General features: G+C 65.3%; 19 protein-coding genes, 3 tRNA genes and 1 other RNA gene. 8 read left to right on the plus strand and 15 right to left on the minus strand.

The window, feature by feature from the left end; translation table 11 throughout:
• Nucleotides 1-144 precede the first annotated feature (144 nt).
• The 4 genes from BBH56_RS05520 (at nt 145) to BBH56_RS05535 (ending at nt 4,576) form a co-directional block, all read left to right on the plus strand.
• A complete protein-coding gene (locus tag BBH56_RS05520) occupies nt 145-828 on the plus strand; it encodes a Bax inhibitor-1/YccA family protein (RefSeq protein WP_069133955.1) in 684 nt (227 codons plus the stop codon).
• 110 nt (nt 829-938) lie between these two features.
• Nucleotides 939-1,925, plus strand: a complete 987-nt coding sequence (gene cysB / locus BBH56_RS05525) for an HTH-type transcriptional regulator CysB (protein WP_148122194.1) — start codon at nt 939-941, stop codon at nt 1,923-1,925.
• A 15-nt stretch (nt 1,926-1,940) separates the two neighbouring features.
• Nucleotides 1,941-3,860 (plus strand): DUF294 nucleotidyltransferase-like domain-containing protein, encoded by a 1,920-nt coding sequence (locus BBH56_RS05530; RefSeq protein ID WP_148122195.1) that lies wholly within the window; start codon nt 1,941-1,943, stop codon nt 3,858-3,860.
• A 2-nt stretch (nt 3,861-3,862) separates the two neighbouring features.
• Nucleotides 3,863-4,576 carry a 3'-5' exonuclease gene (locus BBH56_RS05535; RefSeq protein ID WP_318262505.1) on the plus strand — a complete coding sequence of 238 codons (714 nt, stop codon included), beginning with the start codon at nt 3,863-3,865 and terminating at the stop codon, nt 4,574-4,576.
• Here the strand turns inward: BBH56_RS05535 and BBH56_RS05540 are convergent.
• The 6 genes from BBH56_RS05540 to ffs all read right to left on the minus strand — a co-directional run bounded on the left by BBH56_RS05540 (nt 4,573) and on the right by ffs (nt 9,480).
• Entirely contained in the window at nt 4,573-6,225 is a 1,653-nt protein-coding gene (locus BBH56_RS05540) for a BCCT family transporter (protein ID WP_148122196.1), read from the minus strand. The two genes, BBH56_RS05535 and BBH56_RS05540, sit on opposite strands and share 4 nt — an antisense overlap.
• A gap of 38 nt (nt 6,226-6,263) precedes the next feature.
• Complete coding sequence (locus tag BBH56_RS05545) at nt 6,264-6,683, minus strand: universal stress protein (RefSeq protein ID WP_144348233.1); 420 nt, start codon at nt 6,681-6,683, stop codon at nt 6,264-6,266.
• Between the two features lie 116 nt (nt 6,684-6,799).
• Nucleotides 6,800-7,399 carry a recombination mediator RecR gene (recR, locus tag BBH56_RS05550; RefSeq protein ID WP_069133949.1) on the minus strand — a complete coding sequence of 200 codons (600 nt, stop codon included), beginning with the start codon at nt 7,397-7,399 and terminating at the stop codon, nt 6,800-6,802.
• Between the two features lie 13 nt (nt 7,400-7,412).
• Nucleotides 7,413-7,733, minus strand: a complete 321-nt coding sequence (locus BBH56_RS05555) for a YbaB/EbfC family nucleoid-associated protein (RefSeq protein ID WP_148122197.1) — start codon at nt 7,731-7,733, stop codon at nt 7,413-7,415.
• A gap of 3 nt (nt 7,734-7,736) precedes the next feature.
• Nucleotides 7,737-9,338: a DNA polymerase III subunit gamma/tau gene (dnaX, locus tag BBH56_RS05560; protein ID WP_148122198.1), complete on the minus strand. Its 1,602-nt coding sequence runs from the start codon at nt 9,336-9,338 to the stop codon at nt 7,737-7,739.
• Nucleotides 9,339-9,383: 45 nt separating this feature from the next.
• Nucleotides 9,384-9,480, minus strand: an RNA gene (ffs, locus tag BBH56_RS05565) — signal recognition particle sRNA small type.
• A 61-nt stretch (nt 9,481-9,541) separates the two neighbouring features.
• On the opposite strand from ffs, the gene chrA reads away from it, so the two are divergent.
• Nucleotides 9,542-10,714, plus strand: a complete 1,173-nt coding sequence (gene chrA, locus BBH56_RS05570; RefSeq protein WP_148122199.1) for a chromate efflux transporter — start codon at nt 9,542-9,544, stop codon at nt 10,712-10,714.
• On the opposite strand, the gene BBH56_RS05575 is transcribed toward chrA, so the two are convergent.
• Both BBH56_RS05575 and BBH56_RS09600 read right to left on the minus strand, forming a co-directional pair.
• Entirely contained in the window at nt 10,693-11,871 is a 1,179-nt protein-coding gene (locus BBH56_RS05575; protein WP_157809101.1) for an FAD-dependent monooxygenase, read from the minus strand. The genes chrA and BBH56_RS05575 overlap by 22 nt on opposite strands.
• Nucleotides 11,858-13,465, minus strand: coding sequence for an alkaline phosphatase family protein (locus BBH56_RS09600; protein WP_157809102.1), 1,608 nt, complete (start codon nt 13,463-13,465; stop codon nt 11,858-11,860). Before BBH56_RS09600 ends, BBH56_RS05575 begins: the two co-directional genes overlap by 14 nt.
• A 36-nt stretch (nt 13,466-13,501) precedes the next feature.
• Here BBH56_RS09600 and mdoH point away from each other — a divergent pair, with 36 nt between their 5' ends.
• Nucleotides 13,502-15,400, plus strand: coding sequence for a glucans biosynthesis glucosyltransferase MdoH (gene mdoH, locus BBH56_RS05580; RefSeq protein ID WP_157809103.1), 1,899 nt, complete (start codon nt 13,502-13,504; stop codon nt 15,398-15,400).
• 6 nt (nt 15,401-15,406) lie between these two features.
• On the opposite strand, the gene lon is transcribed toward mdoH, so the two are convergent.
• Entirely contained in the window at nt 15,407-17,806 is a 2,400-nt protein-coding gene (lon, locus tag BBH56_RS05585) for an endopeptidase La (protein WP_148122202.1), read from the minus strand.
• 155 nt (nt 17,807-17,961) lie between these two features.
• Here lon and BBH56_RS05590 point away from each other — a divergent pair, with 155 nt between their 5' ends.
• Nucleotides 17,962-19,320: a TrpB-like pyridoxal phosphate-dependent enzyme gene (locus BBH56_RS05590; protein ID WP_144348226.1), complete on the plus strand. Its 1,359-nt coding sequence runs from the start codon at nt 17,962-17,964 to the stop codon at nt 19,318-19,320.
• On the opposite strand, the gene BBH56_RS05595 is transcribed toward BBH56_RS05590, so the two are convergent.
• The 4 genes from BBH56_RS05595 to gltX all read right to left on the minus strand — a co-directional run bounded on the left by BBH56_RS05595 (nt 19,297) and on the right by gltX (nt 21,450).
• Nucleotides 19,297-19,635, minus strand: coding sequence for a helix-turn-helix domain-containing protein (locus BBH56_RS05595; protein WP_157809104.1), 339 nt, complete (start codon nt 19,633-19,635; stop codon nt 19,297-19,299). The two genes, BBH56_RS05590 and BBH56_RS05595, sit on opposite strands and share 24 nt — an antisense overlap.
• A gap of 75 nt (nt 19,636-19,710) precedes the next feature.
• A tRNA-Glu gene (locus BBH56_RS05600) sits at nt 19,711-19,787 on the minus strand.
• A 121-nt stretch (nt 19,788-19,908) separates the two neighbouring features.
• A tRNA-Ala gene (locus BBH56_RS05605) sits at nt 19,909-19,984 on the minus strand.
• Between the two features lie 41 nt (nt 19,985-20,025).
• On the minus strand, nt 20,026-21,450 hold the full coding sequence (gene gltX / locus BBH56_RS05610; RefSeq protein WP_148122204.1) for a glutamate--tRNA ligase: 1,425 nt from the start codon (nt 21,448-21,450) through the stop codon (nt 20,026-20,028).
• Nucleotides 21,451-21,565: 115 nt separating this feature from the next.
• On the opposite strand from gltX, the gene BBH56_RS05615 reads away from it, so the two are divergent.
• Nucleotides 21,566-21,640: transfer RNA gene (locus tag BBH56_RS05615), tRNA-Val, on the plus strand.
• A gap of 347 nt (nt 21,641-21,987) precedes the next feature.
• Here BBH56_RS05615 and BBH56_RS05620 read toward each other — a convergent pair.
• Entirely contained in the window at nt 21,988-23,250 is a 1,263-nt protein-coding gene (locus tag BBH56_RS05620) for a M16 family metallopeptidase (RefSeq protein WP_148122205.1), read from the minus strand.
• Nucleotides 23,250-24,551 (minus strand): M16 family metallopeptidase, encoded by a 1,302-nt coding sequence (locus BBH56_RS05625; RefSeq protein WP_148122206.1) that lies wholly within the window; start codon nt 24,549-24,551, stop codon nt 23,250-23,252. The genes BBH56_RS05620 and BBH56_RS05625 overlap by 1 nt, the downstream gene beginning before the upstream one ends.
• Between the last annotated feature and the right edge of the window lie 121 nt (nt 24,552-24,672).

Here is a 24,672-nt window from a genome sequence, read left to right on the forward strand (position 1 = left end):
CGTTACGGTTTTTACCCATGCGCTGCAAGGCGGCGGGTGGCCGCTCATCCGCCTCCACGAGCGCATTGAACTTGCGTGACATTGCCACCATCCAATGACATATTGAAGGCAGTTGCATCATTGATCCAACGGAGGTAAGCAACGATGGCTCAGGATTTTCGCACCTCGATCGCCGGCGGCCGCTCCACCGGCCAGTCGGTGCTCGCCACCAACAAGGTGCTGCGCAATACTTATGCGCTGCTCGCGCTGACACTACTGTTCAGCGCCGCCATGGCGGGAACCGCGATGGCGACCAACGCACCGCCCATGCACTGGCTGATGGTGCTGGGTGGCTATTTCGGTCTCCTGTTCCTGACCACCTGGCTGCGTAACAGCGTCTGGGGGCTGGCGAGCGTCTTCGCGCTGACCGGCTTCATGGGGTTCACGCTGGGCCCGATCGTCAGTCTGTACATCGGTGCGTTCAGCAACGGTGCCGAGCTGGTGATGATGGCGCTGGGCGGCACCGGCATGATCTTTCTGGGGCTTTCGGCCTACGCACTCACCACGCAGCGCGATTTCAGCTTCATGCGCGGATTCATCTTCGCGGGTGTGCTGGTGGCCTTCGCCGGCTCCATCGTCGCGGTGCTGTTCTCGATCCCGGCCCTGTCGCTGGCGGTCAGTGCGGCGTTCGTGGTGCTGATGAGCGCCCTGATCCTCTACCAGACCAGTGAGATCATCAACGGCGGCGAGACCAACTACATCATGGCGACGATCACGCTGTACGTGACGATCTACAACCTGTTCCTGAGTCTGCTGCAGCTGCTCGCGGCGTTTGCCGGCGAGCGCTGATCGGGGCCTGCGGGCCTGACCCGACCCCGTCCGATGTCTGATCGGGCGGGGTTTTTTATTGCCATCTGGTCTATCATAGGTATTCGTCATACCTTTGGTGACTATCGCCCATGAAACTCACCCAGCTCCGCTATATCGTCGAAGTCGTGCGCCGCGGCCTGAATGTCTCCGCCGCAGCGGATGCGCTTTACACCTCGCAGCCCGGGGTCAGCAAACAGATCCGCATGCTCGAGGAGGAACTCGGCGTTCCGATCTTCGAGCGCAGCGGGAAGCACTTCACCGGCCTCACCCGACCCGGCCATCAGATTCTGGCCGCCGCGGAGCGCACACTGGCGGAGACCCGTGGCATTCAGTCCATTGCTGCGGAGTTTGCCGACGACCAGAGTGGCAGCCTCAGCATCGCGACCACCCATACCCAGGCCCGCCACGCGCTGCCCCCGGCAGTGCAGGCCTTCCGCGCCCACTACCCCGCCGTCAGCCTGCACTTCCATCAGGGCACACCCACGCAGATCGCCGAGATGGCCACCGCCGGCGAGGTCGACTTCGCCATCGCCACGGAAGCGCTCGAACTCTACGAGGATCTGGTGATGCTGCCCTGCTATCGCTGGAACCGCAGCATCGTCGTGCCGCAGGGCCATCCGCTCTGCGCCTGCGAGCCCCTGACCCTCGAGGCCATCGCCGAGCATCCCATCGTCACCTACGTCTTCGGGTTTACCGGACGATCAAGACTGGATGCGGCCTTCTCCGCCTGCGGCCTCACGCCGGAGGTGGTCTTCACCGCCACCGACTCGGAAGTGATCAAGACCTATGTCCAACTCGGCCTCGGGGTTGGCATCATGGCCAGCATGGCATTCGACCCGCAGCGCGATGAAGGCCTGGTCGCGCTGGACGCGAGCCACCTGTTCGAGGCAAGCACCACGCGGATCGGCTTTCGGCGCAGTGCCTACATGCGCGCCTACATGTTCGCGTTCATCGAGACATTCGCCCCGCACCTCACCCCGGCGGTGGTGCAGCAGGCCATCGAGGCACGCACGCCCGAACAGCGCGAGGCCATCGAGCGGCTGCTCGAGCCGGTTCTCGAGTCGACCGGAGACTGATCGGGAGGCATTGGCATGGATCCGGAACTGCTCGACATTCGCCGTCACCTGGGCGAACACCCGCCATTTGACGGCCTGACCGATGATCAGCTCGACGACATCGCCAGTCATGTCGAGATCAGTTACTACCGGGCGGGCTCGCAGATCCTGGCCTCGGGCCAACCCATCGCCGCGCTTTTTTATGTCCGCAGCGGCGCGGTTGAAGTCTACCGGCGCAGCGGCGACCTGTTCGATCGCCTCGGCGAAGGCAGTCTGTTCGGCCACTACGGCCTGCTGCGGGGCCGACGCGCCCAGTACCCGGCAATCGCCATCGAAGACACGCTGATCTATGCCATCGATGCCGATCGTTTTGATGCGCTCTACGAAACCGACGGCGATTTTGCCGACTTCATCGAACTGGGCCGGCCGCGGACCGGGACCAGCGTTGATAGCCAGACCCGGAACAACGACCGGATGGCCACGCGGATCCGCAAGCTGGTCACACGCCAGCCGCTGATCGCCGAGAGCGACGCAAGCGCCCGCGACGTGGCCCGCCAGCTGGCCGATGAGCCATCGGCCGCGCTGCTGGTGGTCGAACCCCAGGGCGATGACCCGCGCTATACCTACGCGGATGCCGACGGGGCGCTCTGGCAGGTCAAGGGCATTCTTACCGATGCCGATTTCCGCGCCCGCCTCGTCGCCGAAGGCCGCCCGGTGGACACACCGGTCGGTGAAATCGTGAATGAGCAGCTCGTGGCGGTGCAGTCGGACGAAACCATGCAGGAGGCCATGCTCGCCATGCTTCGGCATAACGTCCATCACCTGGCGGTGATGCATCGGCGCCGCCCGATTGGTGTGATCCGGCTCGAGGACGTCGTGCGTTATGAAACGCAGAGCAGCCTCTATCTGATTGAGAGCATTTTCAGTCAGCGCCATCCCGAGGGACTCGCCCGATTATTGCCCGAGGTCCGCAATGCAGCGGTTCGCCTGATTCGCGAGGGCGCCGACTCACGCACCGTGGGCACGGCCCTGTCGTCCATCGGCCGGAGTTTCGTCCGCCGCCTCCTGGAGCTGGCCGAAGCCGAGCTCGGACCGCCACCGGTCCCGTACGCCTTCATGGGCATGGGCTCAATGGCCCGCAATGAGCAGACCCTGGTGACCGATCAGGACAATGCGTTGGTATTGGATGACCGCTTTGATCCCCAGCAGCACGATGACTACTTTGCCGCCCTCGCCCAGCGCGTGAGCGACGGATTGGATGCCTGTGGCTATGCCTACTGCAAGGGCGGCATCATGGCCACCAACCCGCGCTGGCGCCAGCCGCTATGGGTCTGGCAGCGCTATTTCCGCAGCTGGATACAGGCCCCCAATGCCGAGCGGCTGCTGCACAGCAATATCTTTTTTGACCTCGATAACCTCTACGGCGAGGAACGCCTGATCGAGACCCTGCAGACGCTGATCGCCACCGAGGCCGGTGACAGCCTCGCCTTTCTGGCGGCCATGTCACGCAACGCCCTCAACCGCACGCCGCCGATCGGTTTTTTCCGTGAATTCGTGACCGAAAAGGACGGCCAACAGAACGACTCGATCAACGTCAAGCGACGCGGAACGGCGCCGCTCACCGATCTCATCCGCATTCACGCCCTTGCCTGTGGGTCGCAGGCACAGAACTCGTTCGAGCGGCTTGCCGATATCAAGACCACCTCGCTGCTGGGTCCCGGCGTGGCCGATCGCCTGAGCTACTCCCTCGAGGTGCTGAGCCTCGCGCGCCTGCGCGATCAGGTGCTCGACATCGAGCAGGAGCGTGAGCCGGATAACAACATCGAACCCCGCAACGTGCCCGCCAAGCAGCGCGCCGAGATCAAGGAAGCCTTCCGTGCCCTGAGTGACGCGCAGAAGTTTCTGCGTTTCCGCTACCCGATGCCGTCCGGCGGCCTCCAGAAGCGTGGCCGCTAGGCGTGCGGCTGAAAGCCGACCCGCACGCGCGCTGGCATGACTGGCTGCAGGAGATGGCTCGGCGCGCCGATACCCCGGCGTTGCGCGACTTCTATGCGGCGTTCCCGGACAACCCGGAGGCCGCCATCGGTGATACGCCCCTGGTCGCCATTGATCTCGAGACCAGCGGCCTTGATCCGCGCCAGCACGGCATCCTCAGCGTCGGCGTCGTGCCGTTTACCCTGAACGCCATCGCCGTCGCCCGCCGCCGCCACTGGATTCTGCGACCGCCCCGGGGCTTTTCCGGCGAATCCGTCGCCTATCACCACATCACCCACTCGGAGGTGGAACAGGCACCGGACCTGGCGGATGTGCTGCCAGAGATCCTCGCCGAACTGCAGGGTCGCCTGCCGGTGGTGCACTACCACCCGGTGGAGCGGCGCTTTCTGGATCGGGCCGTGCGCGAGCGCACCGGCAGCGTCTTCCGGTTTCCGCTCATCGACACCATGGAGATCGAGGCCAAACGCCATCGACGTCGCTGGCGGCTCCGCCTGCGCCGGCTCCTGCGCCGGTCGCCGGCGTCAATCCGCCTCAATGACAGTCGCATCCGTTACGGCCTGCCCCCCTACGAGGGGCACCAGGCCGTGCTGGATGCGATCGGGACGGCCGAGCTGCTGCAGGCGCAGATCCAGCACCACTACAGCCGCTCGACCCCGGTGGGCCAGCTCTGGGTCTAGGCGGCGCGGGGCTCCGACATCAGTCCCCTGATGATGGAGTAGCAGGCCACCAGCAGCACTAGTGTCAGCGGAAAGCCCGCCGACAGGGCCATGGCCTGCAGTGCTGAAAGCCCGCCACCCAGTAGCAGGGCGATGGCGATCGCGCCCTCGATGATCGCCCAGAACATGCGCTGTGGCTTGGGCGAGTCGACCTTGCCGCCGGCGGTGATCGCGTCAATGACCAGCGAGCCCGAGTCGGACGAGGTCACAAAGAAGACGATCACCAGAAAGATGGCGAGGCTCGAGGTGATCAGCCCCAGCGGCAGATTCGAGAGCATCTCAAAGAGCTGCAGATCGCCACTCGCCTCGGAGACGCTCTCCAGCCCCTTGTTGACCACCTGGTCAATGGCGGTACCACCCAGTGCCGTCATCCACAGCACCGAGATCAGCGTGGGAATGACCAGCACCGCGATCAGGAATTCGCGCACCGTGCGGCCGCGGCTGACCCGGGCGATGAACATGCCGACGAACGGCGACCAGGAAATCCACCAGGCCCAGTAGAACGACGTCCACCCCTGGGAGAAGTTCGTGTCCTCGCGGCCGATCGGGTTGGAAAGCGGGATGACGTTCTTGGCATACGAGAACAGATACTCGAAAAAGCCGGTGGCGATCGCCAGCGTCGGTCCCGCCACGATCACGAACAGCAGCAGCAGGCCGGCAAGCCCCATATTGAGCTGCGAGAGCCGCTGCACCCCCTTGTCGACGCCCAGCGTCACCGAGCCCAGGGCGATGATGGTGATACCGATGATCAGCAGCACCATCGTGGTATCACCGGAGGGAATGCCAAACAGGTAACCCAGACCGACGGTCGCCTGCTGGGCACCCAGCCCCAGCGATGTCGCCAGTCCGAACAGGGTCGCGAACACGGCGATCACGTCGATCACATGCCCCGGCCAGCCCCAGACGCGCTCGCCGAGGATCGGGTAGAACACCGAGCGCATGGTCAGCGGCAGGCCCTTGTTGAACGAGAACAGTGCCAGCGCCAGCGCCACCACGGCGTAGATACCCCAGGGGTGCAGCCCCCAGTGGAAAATCGTTGCCGCCATACCCAGCGAAATGGCGGCGTTCTGATCGCCAGCCGCCGCGCCCAGGGGGGCCCAGTCGGTGCGGACGCCGCCTTCCATGCTGGTGCCCCCCATGGAGGTGCCGAAGTGCGAAAGCGGCTCGGAGACGCCGAAGTACATCAGGCCGATGCCCATGCCGGCGGCGAACAGCATCGCGAACCAGCCCGCATAGCTGAAATCGGGTGTCGCGTGGGCACCGCCCAGCCGGACGTTGGCCAGCGGCGTAAAGATCAGCCCCAGAGCGACCAGGACAAAGATGTTCGCGCCACCAAGAAAGAACCAGGCGAGGTTCTGGGTCAGCCAGACGCGGGTCGCTTCAAAGACCGGGCCCACCTCGTTCTGCAACGCCAGCGTAATGATGACAAAGGCGAGGATGATCAGTCCCGAGAAGGTGAAGACCTTGCCGTGCAGATCGACTTCGAGGCCGAAGCGGTTGCCGGCGATGTTGTCCTGACCGATGACGTAGTCGGTATCGATCAGGCCCGAAGGCCCTTCCGGTGCCGGAACGCCGGTGGATTTCTGCTCATCGAGGTTTTCGTCACTCACGATTCTCTCCTTGATGGGTGTCGAGGGCGCACATCGGCTCAGGCCGGGCGCACCAGAAAGACGGACACATCGGTGTGGGATGCGATTCGGTCACCGTGGGATGGCATGACCGCATCCAGGTGCCTCGGCAGGTGGGTGGCCATGACCACCAGGTCCGCGCCGACCGCTTCAATGGACTTGAGAATCAACCCGTCCAGATCGGCCGTGGGGTCGGGGGAGTTGATGCAGCGCGACGAGGTTTTCTGCCCGTGCACCGCCTCCTGACCGCTCGCAAAGGCTTCGAGCTTGTGCTCGTACTCTTCGGGGGTCCGGGCCACCGTCCCCGGCGTGGAGGTGGTGACCGCCATGTAACAGACCTCCGCCCCGTAGTGGCGGGCAAGGTCCGCGCTGGTGGACAGCGCACGCTGGATCGCCTCGATGTGCGCCAGGTCCACCGGGACCAGGATTTTCTTGAACATGCACTTTCTCCTTGCATCCTGCACGAAATCGCGCCAAAGCGGACCAGAGGTTGAGGAGTTTGGGAGGGAGGGTCAACCGTTGATACTGAATTTCTGACCCCATGGGTCAATAAAACTCAACGATATCGGGCGCGGCCGGCAAAGGCGTGGGATAGGGTACCGGCGTCGACATAATCGAGGTCGCCGCCAAGGGGAACACCGTGGGCAATGCGGGCGATGTCCACGCCGGCATCCGCCGCCATGCCGGCAATGTATTGGGCGGTGGCTTCGCCCTCGACCGTCGGACTGACCGCGAGAATGATCTCGCCCACCTCGCCAGCGGCGAGACGGGCTTCGAGGCTTTCGAGGCCCAGCTCGCCGGGGCCGATGCCATCCAGCGGCGACAGCCGGCCCTTGAGGACGAAGTACAGCCCCCCATAGTCGGTGGCATCCTCGAGCGCCTGCACATCGGAGGGGTTCTCGACCACGCAGAGCAGGCCCGGATCGCGGCGTCCGCTGGCGCACAGCGGGCAGAGATCGGCTTCCGTCAGATTGCGGCACAGCCGGCATTCGCCCACCGAATCGGCCGCCGTCTGCAGCGCCCGTGCCAGCCGCCCGGCCGCACTGCGGTCGTGCTGCAGCAACGAGAACGTCATCCGCTGTGCCGACTTGGGTCCGACGCCCGGCAGGCAGCGAAGTGCCTCCATGAGCTCCTGGACCGCCGGGGAATAGGCCATGCGCTGCTCCGGCCTAGAACGGCATCTTAATGCCCGGCGGCAGGTTGAGCCCTTCGGTCAGCCCACCCATGCGTGACTGGGTCTCCTGGTCGAGTTTCTGCGCCGCGTCGTTGAAGGCGGCGGCGACCAGATCCTCGACCATCTCGCGGTCGTCATAGACGCTTTCGTCGATGGAAACGCGCCGCACCTCATGACGCCCCGTCATGACGACGCTGACCATACCGCCACCGGCCTGGCCGGTGATTTCCATTTCGGCAAGCTCCGACTGCGCTTTCTGCATTTCCTCCTGCATGCGCTGGGCCTGCTTCATCATGTTGCCGAGTCCGCCTTTCATGAATTACTCCTGATCGCGTGGACGAATGGATTCGCTAATGACTTCGGCATCAAAGGTCGCTTTGAGTGCCGCGATATTGGGATCGGTCTCGATGGACTCACGCGCGCGGTCGCGGCGATCACTCGCCACACGCTCCGCGGCGGCGGCGGGGGTCTCCGCGTTGACCGGTCCCACCCGGATGTCCACCCGCAGCGCCTCATTGAAGTGCTGCGACAGGGCCTCGGCAAGCCGCGCGGTGACGTTGTCGTTGACCAGATGCCGATGGCCCTCGTCGATCTGCAGCGTCACCCGATCGCCCTCGCGCGCCACCCAGTCGCAGTGATCGGCGAGCGCCTGCGCCATGCCGCTCAGTGACAGCGCCGCCGCCAGCCGATGCCAGTCATCATTGCCGGTGGGGGTCTGGCGCTCGGCGGCGGGCTCAGCGGCAGGGGCCAGGGCCGGCCCCGATTCCGGGGCCGGCCCCGGAGCCGGCGCCGTCGGAGCCGCTGCGGTGGGGCCGCGGGTGTCGCCCTCACCAGGGTCGGGCTCAAAGGCGAGCATCCGCAGCAGTACCATCTCGAAGCCGGCGCGCGGATCCGGGGCAAGGGGCAGATCGCGGCGCCCATGCAGCACGATCTGATAGAGCAGCTGCACCCACGCCGCGTCCAGCCGCTGGGCCAGCGCGGCCAGGCGCTGCCCGTCAGTGGTCTCGGCATCAAAAACCGCCGGCACGGTCTGGGCCAGCGACAGCTGGTGCAACAGGGCCAGCAACTCAGCCAGCGCCTGGGCAAAATCCGGGGATGTCTCTGCCATGCGCGCGACGGTATCCAGCAGGCCGGGGCCATCGCCGTCGGCGAGCCGCTCGAGCAGTTCGAGCAGAAAGTCGTGATCGATGCTGCCGAGCATGTCCTGTACATCGGCGTCGACCAGCCGACCGCTGCCGAATGCAAGGGCCTGATCGGCCAGACTGAGGGCGTCGCGCATGCTGCCATCGGCAGCGCGGGCGAGACGCTCGATGGCCGGCTTTTCCACCTCGATGCCCTCGTGGCGGGCGATGGTCTCCAGCTGGCCGGCGATCATGTCCGGCAGCAGCGGCTTGAGGTTGAACTGCAGGCACCGCGACAGCACCGTGACGGGCAGTCGTTGCGGGTCGGTGGTGGCCAGCAGGAACTTGACGTGCTCCGGGGGCTCTTCGAGGGTTTTCAGTAGCGCATTGAAGCTGTGCGTGGACAGCATATGCACTTCGTCGATCAGGTAGATCTTGTAGCGTCCACGGGTCGGGGCGTACTGGACATTATCCAGCAGATCGCGGGTGTCCTCGACCTTGGTGCGGGAGGCGGCATCGACCTCGATCAGATCCACGAAACGGCCGGCGTCGATCTCCGCGCAGGCGGCACACTCGCCACAGGGCACATCGGTGACACCCTTAGACTCGCAGTTGAGGCACTTGGCGAGAATCCGCGCCACCGTGGTCTTACCCACGCCCCGGGTGCCGGTGAACAGGTAGGCGTGGTGCAGACGTCCGCTGGCAAGGCCATTGGCGAGTGCCCGCAGGACGTGGCCCTGGCCAACCATTTCGTCAAAGCGGTGGGGGCGCCACTTCCGCGCGAGTACCTGATAACCCATACTGCGAGTATAGCATCGGCGAGTGTGGACAATAGAGAAAGGCGGGGACGCCAGCCACACCCCGGCGCCCGAATCCACCGCTGCCGCTGCTCCCTTCCGGGCCTGACGGGGTTGACGGTTTATCGTCGCGAGGGGACCAGCGCCACCGCCATCGTATGGTAGCAAACCGCCCCAGCCCGCGCGAACCCAGAAGGACCGGCGCCATGACCCCGCTGACCGAAATATTTGCCACCTTCCTGCGCCTGGGGCTGATCGCCTTTGGCGGGCCGGTCGCCCATCTCGGCTATTTCCACCGCTGGTTCGTGCGCGACCGGCGCTGGCTGGATGATGCCACCTACGGCCAGCTGCTCGCGCTCTGCCAGATGCTGCCCGGCCCGACCAGCAGCCAGACCGGCTTCGTCATTGGTGTCGAGCGCGCCGGTATTGCTGGTGGACTCGCGGCCTGGCTGGGTTTCACCCTGCCCTCGGCGGTGATCATGATCGGCCTGGGGATGGGCATGCAGCACCTCGGCGCGTTTGACTCCGCAGGCTGGCTGACCGGGCTCAAACTCGCCGCCGTGGCGGTGGTCGCCCATGCCCTTTATGGCATGGCCCGACAGCTCTGCCCGGACTGGCCACGCGCCGGGATTGCCGCGGCGAGCGCCCTGGCGGTCAGCCTGGCACCGGCGGCGCTGGGCCCGTTCGTGGTCATCATCGGCGGGGCCCTGGCGGGCCTGGTCCTGTTTCCGTCCCCGACATCCGCCCATGCCGATCTGGGCGCGCGCGTCACCCGCCGCCAGGCCCTCGCCGCCCTGGCGCTGTTCGGCATGGGACTGATCGCCCTCGTCGGCCCGTTCGGCCTTCCCCCGTTATGGGCGGTGCTCTATCAAAGTGGCGCCCTGGTGTTTGGCGGCGGCCATGTGGTGCTGCCATTGCTCGAGGGCGGGCTGGTGGCGCCGGGGCTGATCGATGCCAACCGCTTTCTCGCCGGCTACGGCGCCGCCCAGGCTCTGCCCGGGCCACTGTTCAGCTTTGGCGGGTTCGTCGGCGCCGGAGTCGCCGATCAGGCCCCCTTAGTGACGGGGATGCTGGCGACCGTCCTGCTCTTTGCGCCCGGACTGCTGCTGGTGGTGGGGCTTCTGCCATTCTGGAAGGCGGCCGGCCGCTACCCGGCGACCGGCCGCGCACTGCCCGGCATCAACGCCGCCGTGGTGGGACTGCTGGCCGCGGTGCTGTGGGACCCGGTCATCACCAGCGGCATCGGCTCAGTGGCGGATGCCGCCATTGCGCTTGTCGCGCTGCTGGCGCTGGCGCTGACCCGCACCCCACCCTGGGCGGTGGTTCTGGGGTGTGCACTGGCCGGCGCCGGCCTCGGCTATCTACCCTCCATGGCATAGCGCAGCACCCGGCGCTTCAGCCAACCACCGTAGCCCGCGATCTGCAGGCCCAGCCCGCGCACCGGCGCCAGCGGCCCGAGCGGCGCCGTGAAGCCGACATGAAACGCGCTCATCGCCGACTGCATCAGCTGATTATCGGGACGCCGCCCGCGCTCGTAGGCGGCCAGCCCGGTCGGGTGCGCCGCCGGCAGCCCCCGGCGCAGCGACTCGGCAATCTGCCCGGCGAGCGCCCGCGCATCGCGCAGCCCGATGTTGACCCCCTGACCGGCCAGCGGATGAATCACATGCGCCGCATCGCCGACCAGCACCAGCTGATCGCGCCAGTAGCGCTGTGCATGCAGCCGGCGGATCGGAAAACTGCCCCGCCCGTAGACCTGGTCGATCAAACCCAGATCCGTCGGGAAGGCGCTTTCCACGGCATCCACAAAATCGGCCTCACTCATCGCGGTGAGCAGGCGGGCCTTGGATGGCGAGACATACCACACCAGCGACGCCGCGCCACCGGCGAGCGGCAGCAGTGCCTGCGGGCCATCCGGGGTAAAGCGCTGCCAGGTCTGGGTGCCCGCCGGCGGGTTTGGCTGCACAGTCGCGACTACGGCGTGCTGGTGATAATCGCCTTCCCAGACGCCGATACCCGCCGCATCCCGCAACCGCGACCCGGCACCGTCCGCCGCCACCGTCAATGCCGGCGTCAACGCCCCTTCCCCCTCAAGGAACAACCGCGGGCCATCGGTGCCGGGCTGTACGTCGAGCGTCGGGGCCGGGACATCCAGCCGCACCGATTCGAGCCCGGCAGCGGTCTCCAGCAGGGCCGCCTGCAGGTGGTCGTTTTCAACGAACACGCCCAACCCATCCAGACCCAGCTCATCGGCGCTGAATGCGAGCCGTCCCGGTGCCGAAATATCCCAGGTCGCCAGTTCATCAAAGGTCGCCACCCGCGCCTGGTCCAGCGCCGGCCAGGCGCCCAGCGACTGGAGATACTCGATGGACCGGCCGTTGAGGGCCGAGACCCGGAGCCGCGGCGGCTCATCGGCCGTGGGCCGGGTCGCCGGACGGGCCTCGAGCAGCCGCACCGGGATGCCACGACGGCCGAGATCCACCGCAACCGCGGCGCCGACCATGCCACCGCCGACCACCAGCACATCATTGCTGTTCATTGGAACGACTCCCTTGTCCGGGGTTGGAAAACACACTGAGTATTCTAGCGCGCAGATCCGCCAGCGTTCCCGCCGTCGACGGGCCGGGCTCCAGACCGGCACGGAATCCCATCGATTCGAAACCCTCGAGCAGCGCCGGATCGCGGGCGACCACATGCACCGGCACCGTGCGCGAGGTGGAGTCACCCGTGATCAGCGGCGCCGGCTGATGGTCACCCAGCAGGATCAGCACCCCATCACCCAGAGACCGTCCGGCCCACTCGCCGGCGGTGCGAAGGGCGTAATCCACCGCCCGCTGGTAATGATCACGGATGCGCGCCCCCTCGCTCCAGACCTCGCCGGGGGGCGGCCCGGCATCGGCCCAGCGCTCAAAGACGGCCCCGTCGCCAATCCGCGCCCAGTCGAGGATCGGCAGGATCGGCGTCCACGGCGCGTGGCTGCTGATCAGCGCCACCTCGGCAAACACCGGCTCAGGGGTTGCCTCGCGGATCGCCGACTGCAGGTAATGCCAGGTGTACTGATCCGGCATGGTGACCCAGTTGAGCGGGGGGCCGGCGTAGTCGATGCGCGCATGATCGTCGATGCGGTCATAGCCCCATTGCCCGCCGGCGGGCCATGGATCGGTGATGGCCGGCATCAGGGCCACGGTCTGATAACCGGCGCGATCGAAATCCTCGATCAGCGATGGCCGCTCGGCATTCAGGAACAGGTCATAACGGATCTGATTGTTCATCCAATGCCCGCTCAGCACGGTGCCATGAGCGAGCCACGACTGCCCGCCCTGTACGGGCGACTCGAAACGCCCGGTCACCACGGCAAGACCGGCGGCGTCCAGCGACTCGCCGAAGTGCTCGAGCGCCGCCCGCCCGGTGGCGCGATACCGCGGGTCATCGAGCATGACGGTGCCGTAGGACTCGATGAAACCAAGGATCACATCGCGTCCGGCCAGTCGATCAAGTGATGGGGCGACCGGGTCCGGTGTACGCCGCAGTGCATCGGCGAATCGCTGGCGCTCACGGGCCGTTTCCAGCACCCGGTGGGTCTGGTCGTTGAAGCGGATGACCGCCGGCGCATCCACCGCGCGATCGATTGCCGGCATATCCCGGTGGTGCTGCAGCAGCAATCCGGCGACCAATACCAGCAAACCCACCGTGCGCAGCCGCCAGGCGCCCCGCGGTGGGATCCCGCGTCGCAGTGTCCGCGCCAGCAGGGCAAAGACACCCACCACGGCCAGCGCCGCCAGAACCAATGTCAGCCAGGCCAGCGGCGCACCGATGGCACCCCGCAGCAGGTGCTCGACCGAGGTGGCGAGCGGGATATCGATGAGAAGATTCATGGGCCGGCCCAGCGCCCAGCCGGTGCCCAGATCCGACAGCGCAAGAGCCACCGCCACCAGGATCACGGAGCTGAGCATGGGCGCAACGCCGCGTGCCAGCGCCACCGGCAGGCTCCAGATGATGCCGAGCACGATCAGGGTCTCCGCCGCCAGCCACGGCGATGGGAACTGCGTATAAGGCATCCACCACTCGGGCACCACCAGCAGCAGGTTGATACCCAGCGCGATGAGCAGCCCCGCCACGACCGGGCGCATCATCCGGGCCACCGTCCCGTCCGACGACTCGCCGCGTCGGTGCAACTTCCACCCCGTGGCACTGTCGACGCCCTACCGAGGAGGGTGTTGATGCAGCACAGGAGCGAGGCCATCCAACCATCGAGCTGGACACTGACCGAACCCGCTCTGCCACTGCGGCGCGGCGTCATGGCGGCGCTCGCCATGGCAACCACGGCACTGGGGATCCACTGGCTCACCGCGCTGCTCGGCGGCGGCGGCATTGATGCGCTGGAGGGGCTGGTCATTGCGGCCTTCTCGGTCACCTTCGGGTTCTCGTGCATTGCATTCTGGACCATGATGGCCGGTATTGCCCTGCGGCTGTCCGGTCGGCATCCAGTCACCCTGCAGCGCGGCGCCCCTGCGGCCGAAGACGCGCCCCCATTGGCGCGGACCGCACTCGTGATGCCGGCCTATAACGAAGACATGGGCGACGTCGTGCACTGCCTGATGTCGACACTGCAGTCCCTGCGGGACACCGGTCAAAGCGAAGCGTTCGACTGTTTTCTGCTCAGCGACAGCAACGATCCAGCCCAGCGCGAGCGTGAGCGCGAGGCGATGGCCCGACTGCAGCGTCGATTCCCGACGGGGCCCGGGCTCTACTATCGGGCCCGTGATGAGAACACCGGCCGCAAGCCGGGGAACATCCGGGACTTCTGCGAGCGCTGGGGCGCCGGCTACGAGTTCATGGTGGTGCTGGACGCCGACAGCCGCATGACCGGCGAGGCCCTGCTCACCCTGGTGCGCCGCATGGTCGCCAACCCCCAGGCGGGCATCATCCAGACGGTCCCGCTGCCAGTCGGCCAGCGCACGGTGCTGGGCCGATTCCAGCAGCTCGCGGCCAGCCTCCATGCCCGTCACATCGCCAACGGCTTGGCCTTCTGGCAAGGCAACAGCACGAACTACTGGGGCCACAACGCGATCATCCGCATCGCCGATTTCAAGGCCTGCTGCGGACTCTCGCCGCTCCCCGGCCGGCCGCCCCTGGGCGGCGACATCATGAGTCACGACTATGTCGAGGCCGGGCTGATGCGCCGGGCGGGCCGCAGCGTTTACGTCCTCCCCGAAATCGGCGGCAGCTTCGAGGGCATGCCCGGCAATTTCATCGACGATCTCAAACGCGAGCGGCGCTGGTGCCAGGGGAATCTCCAGCATCTGCGCCTGCTGACCGGGCGCGGCTGGCGACCCGTCACGCGGCTGAATTTTCTGCTCGGCGGGCTCGCCTACCTGACCGCGCCGCTGTGGCTGCTGATGATCAGCGCCGGCATCCTCGACGCGGTGGTCTCCCCGGATCAGGGGCGCTGGGTGAACGCCGCCACCACACGGCCCGACACCGTTGTGCCGCTGATCGGCCTGAGCCTGATGGTTCTGTTTCTGCCGCGGCTGATCGGCATCGCCCTTGCCACCCGGGAGCAACGCGGATACGGCCGGCGCTGGTCGCTGCTGCGTGGCAGCCTTCTGGAGCTGGGCTTCGGCATTCTCCGATCCCCCCTCATGATGGTGCTCTACAGCGGCTTCATCCTGCGCATCTTGGCCGGACGCCCGGCCCGCTGGGATACCTCGCTGCGCGGCCGGCGGCGCATCCCGGCGCGTGAGGCGTGGCGGTTGGGCACGCCCATTGCGGCCGGGGCGCTGACCGTCGGCCTGACCGTCGCCATGGGGGCGCCGTCACTGCTGCCGTGGCTGCTGCCGGCGCTGGCGGGACCCCTGCTATTTCCGCTATTCCTGCAGGTGACCAGCCTCCTGGCGCCGGCATGGCTGCCGGCGACTCCGGCGGAGTCGCGCCGGCTGGTGCCCGTCAACCCGATCGCTGTGGGCCGGTCACCACGGCCGTCAGCGGCCAGCGTCTGCCCGCCACCGGCCGAGGATTATCGACCCATGCCGCTGCAGCCGCTGTCTATCCCGGCAGGCCGGGCCTGAACCGACTCAGGCCGAAGCCTGGGTCGCCGCCTCACCGGGCGACGTCTCGCGCAGGGCGAGCGCGGTGGCCTCGCCGACGTGCTCAAGCCAGTGGAAGGTCATGTCCTGACGGGCGGACTCGGGGATGTCCTCGTAGTCCTTGCGGTTCCGGGCCGGCAGCAGCACCGTGTGAATGCCGGCCCGACGCGCCGCCAGCACCTTTTCCTTGATACCGCCGACCGGCAGCACCAGACCGCGCAGGGTGATCTCGCCGGTCATCGCGACGTCCTCGCGAACACACCGCCCGGTCACCAGCGAGACCAGCGCGCTGTACATCGCCACACCGGCACTTGGCCCGTCCTTGGGGATGGCCCCGGCCGGCAGGTGGACATGGATGTCATCGCTGGAGAAGGCCGTGGGGTCGATCCCCAGCTCGTCCGCGCGCGCCTTGATCAGGCTGAGCGCCGTCTGGGCACTCTCTTTCATGACATCGCCCTGCTGACCGGTCAGCACCAGCTTGCCGTTACCGGCATAGCGATTCGCCTCGATGAACAGGATATCTCCGCCCACCGGCGTCCAGGCCAGCCCGGTGGCGACCCCCGGGACGCTGGTCCGCATGGCCGTTTCGCCCTCGAACTTCGGCGCGCCCAGCACGGTCGCGACGGCATCGGCGTCCACCCGTGCCTGCTCGGCGGTGCCCTCGGCGAACTGCACCGCAAAATGCCGCACGATGGCGCCCAGTTCGCGCTCCAGCTGCCGGCAGCCAGCCTCGCGGGTGTATTCCGCGATGACCCGGTCAATCGCCGCATCGGTCAGCTCGAGCTGCCCGCGGGTCACGCCGGCCGCCTCGAGCTGGCGGTCCAGCAGATAACGCCGCGCGATCTCCGCTTTCTCCTCCTGGGTATAGCCCGGGATCTCGATCATCTCCATGCGGTCGCGCAGCGGCGCCGGTATCTGATCGGGGACGTTGGCGGTGGCGATGAAAAGCACGCCGGTCAGATCAAAGGGGACGCCGAGATAATTGTCCTGAAAGGTCCCGTTCTGCGCCGGGTCCAGCACTTCCAGCAGCGCCGCCGACGGATCGCCCTGGATGCCGCCGCCGAGCTTGTCCATCTCATCGAGCATCAGCACTGGATTGCGTGACCCCGCCTTGTGCAGGCTCTGGACCACCTTGCCCGGGAGCGCCCCCAGATAGGTGCGTCGATGCCCGCGGATCTCGGCCTCATCGTGGACACCGCCCAGGCTCGAGCGCACAAAGTCGCGACCCGTGGCGCGGGCGATGCTCTGCCCCAGAGAGGTCTTGCCCACGCCGGGCGGCCCGACGAGGCAGAGAATCGGGCTGCGCCCCTCGGGGTTGAGCTTGCGCACCGCCAGATGCTCGAGGATGCGCCGCTTCACCGGCTCAAGGCCGTAGTGATCGGTGTCGAGGATCTCCCGGGCCCGGGCGATATCAATGTCCTCGGGCCGCGTGGTGGACCAGGGCAGCTCAAGCAGCCAGTCAAGATAGGTACGCACCATCGAATACTCGCCGGCACCCTCGGGCATCCGCTCGAGGCGCTTGAGCTCCTTGCGCGCCTGCTCGTCAACGGCCTCGGGCATCTGTAGCGCATCGATGCGGGCCTCGAGCTCGCGGATCTCCTCGCCCTTGTCATCGCTCTCGCCCAGCTCCTCGCGGATCGAGCGCAGCTGCTCGCGCAGCAGTGCCTCACGCTGGCGCTCGGACATGGTCTCGTGAGTCCGCTCGCTGATTTTCTGCGAGAGCTTGAGCACCTCAACGCGGTAGTCGACCAGTGTCAGCACCCGCTCGAGACGCGTCTCAATATCGAGGGTCTCGAGCAACTCCTGGCGATCGGCACTCTCGAGGTCAAGATAGCCCGCGACGGTGTCGGCGAGCGCACCGGGTTCCTTGATGCTGGATAATGCCCCAGCCAGCTCCTGAGGCGCCTGTGGCAAAAGCTCGAGCGCCTCGAGCGCCTTGTCGCGCAGCGCGACCATGTGGGCATCCACGGTCTGCCCCACGGGCTGTTCCTCGGCAATACGCTCGATCCGCGCCACCGGAAACGGATAGCCGTGCAGGTGCTCGATGACGCGGAAGCGCTGTTCGCCCTGCAGGACCAGGTGATGGTGACCCTCATTGCCGTTCACGAACCGCATGACATTGGCCACCGTGCCGACGGCATGCAGGTCATCGGGACCGGGTTCCTCGACGCTGGCATCCCGCTGCATGACCACGCCCATGGGCTGCTCGTTCTGCGCCGCCTGGCGCGCGGCGAGGATCGATCGCGCGCGACCGATCCCCACGGGCACCAGCATGTTCGGAAACAGCACCATGTTGCGAATGGGCAGCAGGATCATCGCGTCGCCAGGAAGCCGCGGGATGACCAGACTGCGGGACGGCTCAACGCCCTCGTTTTCAAGAGTCTGCATGGGACACCTCCGAAGATCGCCGGCCACTTGCCGGGTAACACGGTCAGAAATGGAGGCTGCCGGCGGTGGATTCAAGTCATCCACCGGGCACGCAGAGCCATCGCAATGGTACGCTTGGCGTTCTACGGATCACTGATTCAAGGGATGCCCCAGCGATGGACGAGACCGTCAAGATCACATTGCCCGAGACCGGGATCCCCCGGCATTGGTACAACATCAACGCCGACCTGCCGGCCCCGATGGCCCCTGTGCTGAGGCCCGACAACTATGCCCCGGTAGGGCCGGATGATCTGGCGCCGATCTTCCCGCAGGCGGTCATCGAACAGGAGATGAGCACCGAGCGCGAGATCGAGATCCCGACGCCGGTCCGCGATGTCTACCGCCAGTGGCGGCCCTCGCCGCTGTACCGGGCACGTCGGCTGGAAAAGGCGCTGGGCACCCCGGCCCGCATTTACTACAAGTATGAGGGCGTCAGCCCCGCCGGCAGCCACAAGCCCAATACCGCCATCGCCCAGGCGTTCTATAACAAGGCCGAGGGCGTCAGACGCATCACCACCGAAACCGGCGCGGGTCAGTGGGGGTCGTCACTGGCGCTCGCCGGGGCGATGTTCGACCTGGACATTGAAGTGTTCATGGTCAAGGTGAGCTTCAACCAAAAGCCCTACCGCCGGGCCTTCATGGAGAGCTTCGGCGCGCACTGCATCGCCAGCCCCAGCGACACCACGGCAGCCGGCCGCGCCGTCCTGGCTGAACGGCCCGACGCCACCGGCAGCCTTGGCATCGCCATCAGTGAGGCCGTCGAACTGGCCGCCCAGCGCGATGACACAAAGTACGCCCTGGGCAGCGTGCTCAATCACGTCCTGCTGCACCAGACCGTGTCGGGCCTGGAAACCCAGCGGCAGCTCGAGCAGGTGGATGATTACCCGGACAAGGTCATTGGTTGCACCGGGGGTGGATCGAATTTTGCGGGCATCGCCTTTCCGTTTCTCGGCGAGCGGCTGCGAGGCGGGCCGGCGACCGAGTTCATCGCAGTGGAACCGGCCGCCTGCCCCACCCTGACCAAAGGTCGGTTTGCCTATGACTGGGGCGATACCGGCCACCTGACGCCGTTGACCAAGATGCACACCCTCGGCTCGGCCTTCATGCCCCCGGGCTTTCATGCCGGTGGGCTCCGGTACCATGGCATGGCGCCGCAGATCAGCCACCTCACCGACCTCGGCTACATCCAGCCGCGCGCCTATGGCCAGCTCGATTGCTTTGCCGCTGGTCTGACCTTTGCCCGGGCGGAGGGGATCATCCCGGCACCCGAGGCCAACCACGCGGTCAAGGCGACCATCGACGAGGCGATCGCCTGCCGTGAGTCCGGCGAGTCGAAGGCGCTACTATTCAACCTCTGCGGGCATGGCCACTTCGATATGCAGGCCTACACCGACTATCTCGCCGGCAGGCTCGAGGACGAACCCGAGCAGATGGCCGAGCAGTCGATGGCGCTATCGGGGCTGCCCGGCGTGTAGCCCGGCACGGCCGGTGCCGTTCCAGTCATTGGCCGCACCCAGGGCGATGGTCACCCACACGGGCAGATCATCCGCCAGGCGGTAGTGGATGTCCGGATGCTGGTGACGGGCCGCCAGCAATCCCCGAGCCGCCAGATCACCCAGCATCTGGCGGGTATCGGCAGGCGGCTGAGGCATGACCCGGGCCAGTTCGTCGGCCTTGAGCTCACCGGCATGATGCAGACAGGTCAGCATACGCAGGCGATCCCCGTCGCTGATGATGCGATGGAAGTCCACGCCGCGCAGTGTCTCGGTTCGGGAATGGGCTTTAGTCACGGGCCGTCTCCTGATGTTTTCCGGATTATGCCGCCGGATACATGACAGGAGTGTGACGTGGAGCAGGCGAAGAAATGGCGTCCCCAACGGGATTCGAACCCGTGTCGCCACCTTGAAAGGGTGGTGTCCTAGGCCGTCTAGACGATGGGGACACGTCCTGAAGACGACGCGAATAATAGCAGAAACCGGGTCTGCGTCAAGGCAGAACAGGACACAATCCCCGTAATCGGGAATGAGTGGCACGCTGGGGGAGGTGTTGCTGCTGGAAAGGATTGGTGGAGCCAGGCGGGATCGAACCGCCGACCTCCTGCATGCCATGCAGGCGCTCTCCCGGCTGAGCTATGGCCCCTGAATCAATGAGCGAGAGTTTAGGAACACACGGGCTAGGTGTCAATGCCGATCCGGCTCCGGCTGGTCCACCCACTCGCGGGCACGGACAAGACGCCGCAGGACGGCCTCGCGCCCCAACAGTTCCAGCGTGATATCGATGGGCGGCGATACCGGGCCGCCGGACACCGCCACCCGCAGGGGCTGGGCCACCTTGCCCATCTTCAGCCCCTGCTCCTCGGCAACGCCGGTTATCGCCTGATGGATGGCGTCGGCCTTCCAGTGCTCCACCTCCGCCAACGCGTTGGTCAATGCGTCAAGCACATCACCGGCGCCGAGCAGGTGCTTGCGCGCCGCCTTTTCGTCGTAAGCCTGCGGTTCGGTATAGAAAAACCGGCTGTTCTCGGCCATCTCGACCAGCGTTTTGCTGCGCTCGGCCTGGGCTGATACCACCGCTTCGATGTTCGGCGCGTCAGCGGCACCGGGATCAATCCCCAGCGCACCCAGATGCCATGCAAAGTGGCGTGCGACATGCGCCGGCGGCAGCGTCTTGAGGTAATGCTGGTTGAGCCAGTCCAGTTTCGAGGGGTTGAGGCTCGAGGCGGATTGATTGATCTCGCCGATGTCGAAATACTCAATTAGCTCATCAAGCGTGAATACCTCCTGATCGCCATGGGCCCAGCCCAGGCGAACCAGATAGTTGATCACCGCCTCGGGCAGATATCCGGCATCACGATACTCCATGACACTGGCCGCCCCGGTGCGCTTGGAGAGCTTTTTGCCCTGCGCATCCAGGATCATTGGCACATGCGCATAGACCGGCGGCTCGACCCCCAGCGCCTTGAGGATATTCGCCTGACGCGCGCTGTTGTTGAGGTGATCATCGCCACGGATGACATGGCTGATGCCCATGTCCATGTCATCCACCACCACGACGAAATTGTAGGTGGGTGAGCCATCCGCGCGGGCGATGATCAGATCATCGAGCTCGGCATTGTCGAACGCCACCCGGCCCTTGACCTGATCGTCGACCACGGTGTGCCCTTCATGGGGCTGACGAAAGCGGATGACCGGATCGCCCTCGGCATCCGCAGGCCGCTCGGTCAGATGCCGGCATCGGCCGTCGTAGCGGGGCTTGACCTTGCGCGCCTGCTGGTCGGCACGCAGCTGGTCGAGGCGCTCCCGCGAGCAGTAGCAGCGATAGGCGGTGCCCTCCTCGAGCATGCGATCGATCACTTCGCCATAGCGCGCGAAACGCTCGGTCTGGTAGAGCGGCCCCTCGTCATAATCGATGCCCAGCCAGCTCATGCCCTCGAGGATGGCGTTAATGGCCTCGGGCGTTGAACGCTCACGGTCGGTATCCTCGACCCGCAGCACAAAACGGCCGCCATGCCGACGGGCGTAGAGCCAGCAGAAAAGCGCCGTGCGGGCACCGCCGATGTGGAGATAACCGGTGGGACTGGGGGCAAAACGAGTGGTGACGGACATATCGGCCTTCGCTGTCTGGAAAGACACCAGTCTAGCGAGTGACCGGGGTCACGGGCCAGTGGGCGTCATCAGCGATTGACAGCCCCCCGGCTGATTCCTAAACTATGAGACTGTTGGGCGGTTAGCTCAGCGGGAGAGCACTGCCTTCACACGGCAGGGGTCGCTGGTTCGATCCCAGCACCGCCCACCAACTTACGCTGACCTGTATGTTTTTGATCCCTTATCTTGGCGCGCGGCAGCCGCGCAACCACGAACGCGCCAGCAATCAAGCCACACGTCAGGCCGAAGCGGCAAACCGCAATAACGAAGGATTAAAATCGCAGACGACATCACGTTGATGCTGAGCGAAGGCTGCGATGACCACGCCGAGACGGACGCGCTCCGGCCAATATCCGCTGAAGGTGCAACCTGCGTTGAGGCAACGGCGGGCGTCTGCGGCCGACGCGTTTACCAGCCGCTGAAGGTTTGTCTCCGCCAGAATGGCGAGCACAGCGCGAGCATCGACCGGAGCGGTTGAGACACGGAAGAACACAACCATTACCCAACGAGGCTGATCACCGGCTGTGGCCCCACCAACACAGTCGCCATCAAATCGGGATCGAGGTGGCGCCGCAACGCCGCTCTGACGTCTTCACCACCTAAGGTCCGGACTTGTTGACTGAAACGATGAACGTAGTCCTCGGGCAAGTTGTAGAAACCGATTATCGCGACTTGTTCGAGCAAGTCCTGATTGCTGGCCAACTGCAACGGTAGGCTCCCCAGCAGATTCTCTCGTGCCAATTCGAGTGCATCCGTATCCGGCCCTTGTTCAAGTAGCTCGCAAAGGCTCGCCCGCACGACTGAGAGTGCTTCACTAAGCGCCTCATTGCGGACATGTGTTTTCATCTGAAATCGACCACCGGCGGCGCCAGCCGTGAGCTTGCAAGCACTGCTGTAGGAGAGGCCCCGCTCACGGCGCATCCGGCGCGCAAGTATCGAGGTCAGACCACCGCCGCCGAGAATATGGCAACCGAGATGCAGCGCCGGGTGATCCGCGTGGCCGTAGGACAGTGAAACCCCGCCAATCGAGACATGGGTTTGCTCGGCCTCAAAGGGAAGCCGCAACACGGGCCGTGCGCTCAATGGTCTGACAGGGGGCAAGGCCGGTGCACGTTCCCCGACGGGTAATCGAACCACGATCTGTTCGGCAATGCGTTCGGCCTGCTCTCTGGACAGATCGCCCACAAGCGTCACCGTTGCATTGGTTGCCGCGAAGTAACGCCCATGAAACGACCGTAAGCGCTGCGGATCGATCGCTTTCAGGCTATCGAATTCGCCGCCCGGGGACGTTGCGTAAGGGTGATCGGCGAAGATCGCGGCCGTAAAGCCTTTTTCGCTTTTCTCCATCGGCGCGGCTGCCTCTTGGCTAAGCCCAGCGATCATTCGCTGACGAATGCGATCGACGGAGTCAGACGGGAAGTGAGCACAACCAACACAGTCTCCAACTGTGCGCATGACCGGCTCCAGATGCACCCTGTTACTCAAGCATCGTACATTGATATCGGCGGTATCACGGCCGCAGCGGATTTGGGCGCGGGCGCCATGCTGCTCCAGCGCTTGCGAGATCTCACTGGCTGTCCGGTCAGCGGTTCCCTCAAGCAGAAGATTGCTAGTCATGCGCGCGAGACCTGGCATTGTGCTGTCCCGAGCACTGCCGGCGTTGAAGGCGATACGTAAATCCACGATCGGCAGACCGTGGCGAGCGACGAAAAAAACACGGGCACCATTGTCGGTACACCAATGCTGTATCGATAGTTCCATTACTCGCACTTAGCCTCAGATTCGAACGGGCTGAGAATGCCGACAACGGAATTCTCGGCCTTGAGGTAACGCCCTGCTACAGCCTGTAGCTGCGCCTGAGAAATGGATTGCACCTTATGCTCGAGCTTCGAAAATGTCTCCCAACCGGCGCCAATCGCTTCAAGTTGGCCAATCTGCATGGCCTGATTGAAAATATCATCCGCATTGAGAAAGTGATCGGCAATAAGCTGACTTCTGGCGCGCCGCAATTCGCTTTCAGAAATGGGTTCACCGGAGAGTCGTGCAATTTGTGACTTTAGGGACTGCTCAAGCGTCTCGGTTTGATTGTTCGGGCAGACAGCGTGACACGTGAACTCCGCATCCAATCGTGTCATTCCGTTGTAGGCTGAACTGACAATCGTTGCCTGACCGCTGCCACGGACAAGCGCATCGGTCAGCCGCCCACCCTCGCCGCCATCCAAGATGACAGCAAGCATCATTAGTGCGTAAGCATCCTCTTCGGTTTCAGCCGTAGCGAAAGACGGCACCCGATAGCCAATCCGCAGATGCGTGAGTTGACTCTGGGCGTCTCGATAAACAAGGCGTCGCTCTCCGGGTGGCGTCAGGGCGCGCGGATCGCAGGGTTGAACCGCTTGCGGCCCTTGCAGGATCCCGAAGTGCGCCTCTGCCAATTCAAAAACCTCACTCGGATCCACCGCGCCGGTCACCACAAGATTGGCATTGGCAGGAGTGTACCATTGCCAATACCAATGCTTGAGGTCATGCTCATCGATGGCATTGATATCGTCAGCCCAGCCGATGACGGGGTGCGCATAAGCGGTGCCTGCCTCCGCCACTGCTCCGTAGCGCTCCAGAAACCGACCCTCGGGCCTATCATCCGTCCGAAGCCGGCGCTCTTCCAAAACCACCTGGCGCTCGGTCTGCAAGGCTTTATCGCGAATATCAAGGTTGGCCATCCGATCGGCCTCAAGCTCAAAAGCAACCGGCAGACGGTCGGCGGCAAGTATCTCAAAATAAGCGGTGAAATCCCGCCCGGTGAACGCGTTTTCGCGGCTGCCCTGTCGGGATACGATTTCCGAGAACACACCTTCCGGGTAGCGCGGTGTGCCTTTGAACATCATATGTTCAAGCAGGTGGGAGATCCCCGTAACACCTCGCTGCTCGTAGCTTGAACCGACCCGATACCAGATTTGTGACACCGCGATCGGAGCCCGGCTGTCGGGCTTGACGAACACGCGCAGTCCATTGTCCAGCACCGTACTTTCAATAGTCTCGATCGACGGCGCAATGGTCGTTGACATGGCTCCTCCCGCGGTCGGGTGAAAATCAATATATCGACAGTCTAGCAGCCACGGTTGCCGCGGCCAGTATATGGCTAACGCAGGTGTCGGTATCTGTCCGGCGGAACGGGGGATGGGCGGG

The sequence above is a fragment of the Spiribacter roseus genome (assembly GCF_002813635.1).
In the GTDB taxonomy this organism is placed as follows: Bacteria; Pseudomonadota; Gammaproteobacteria; order Nitrococcales; family Nitrococcaceae; genus Spiribacter; species Spiribacter roseus.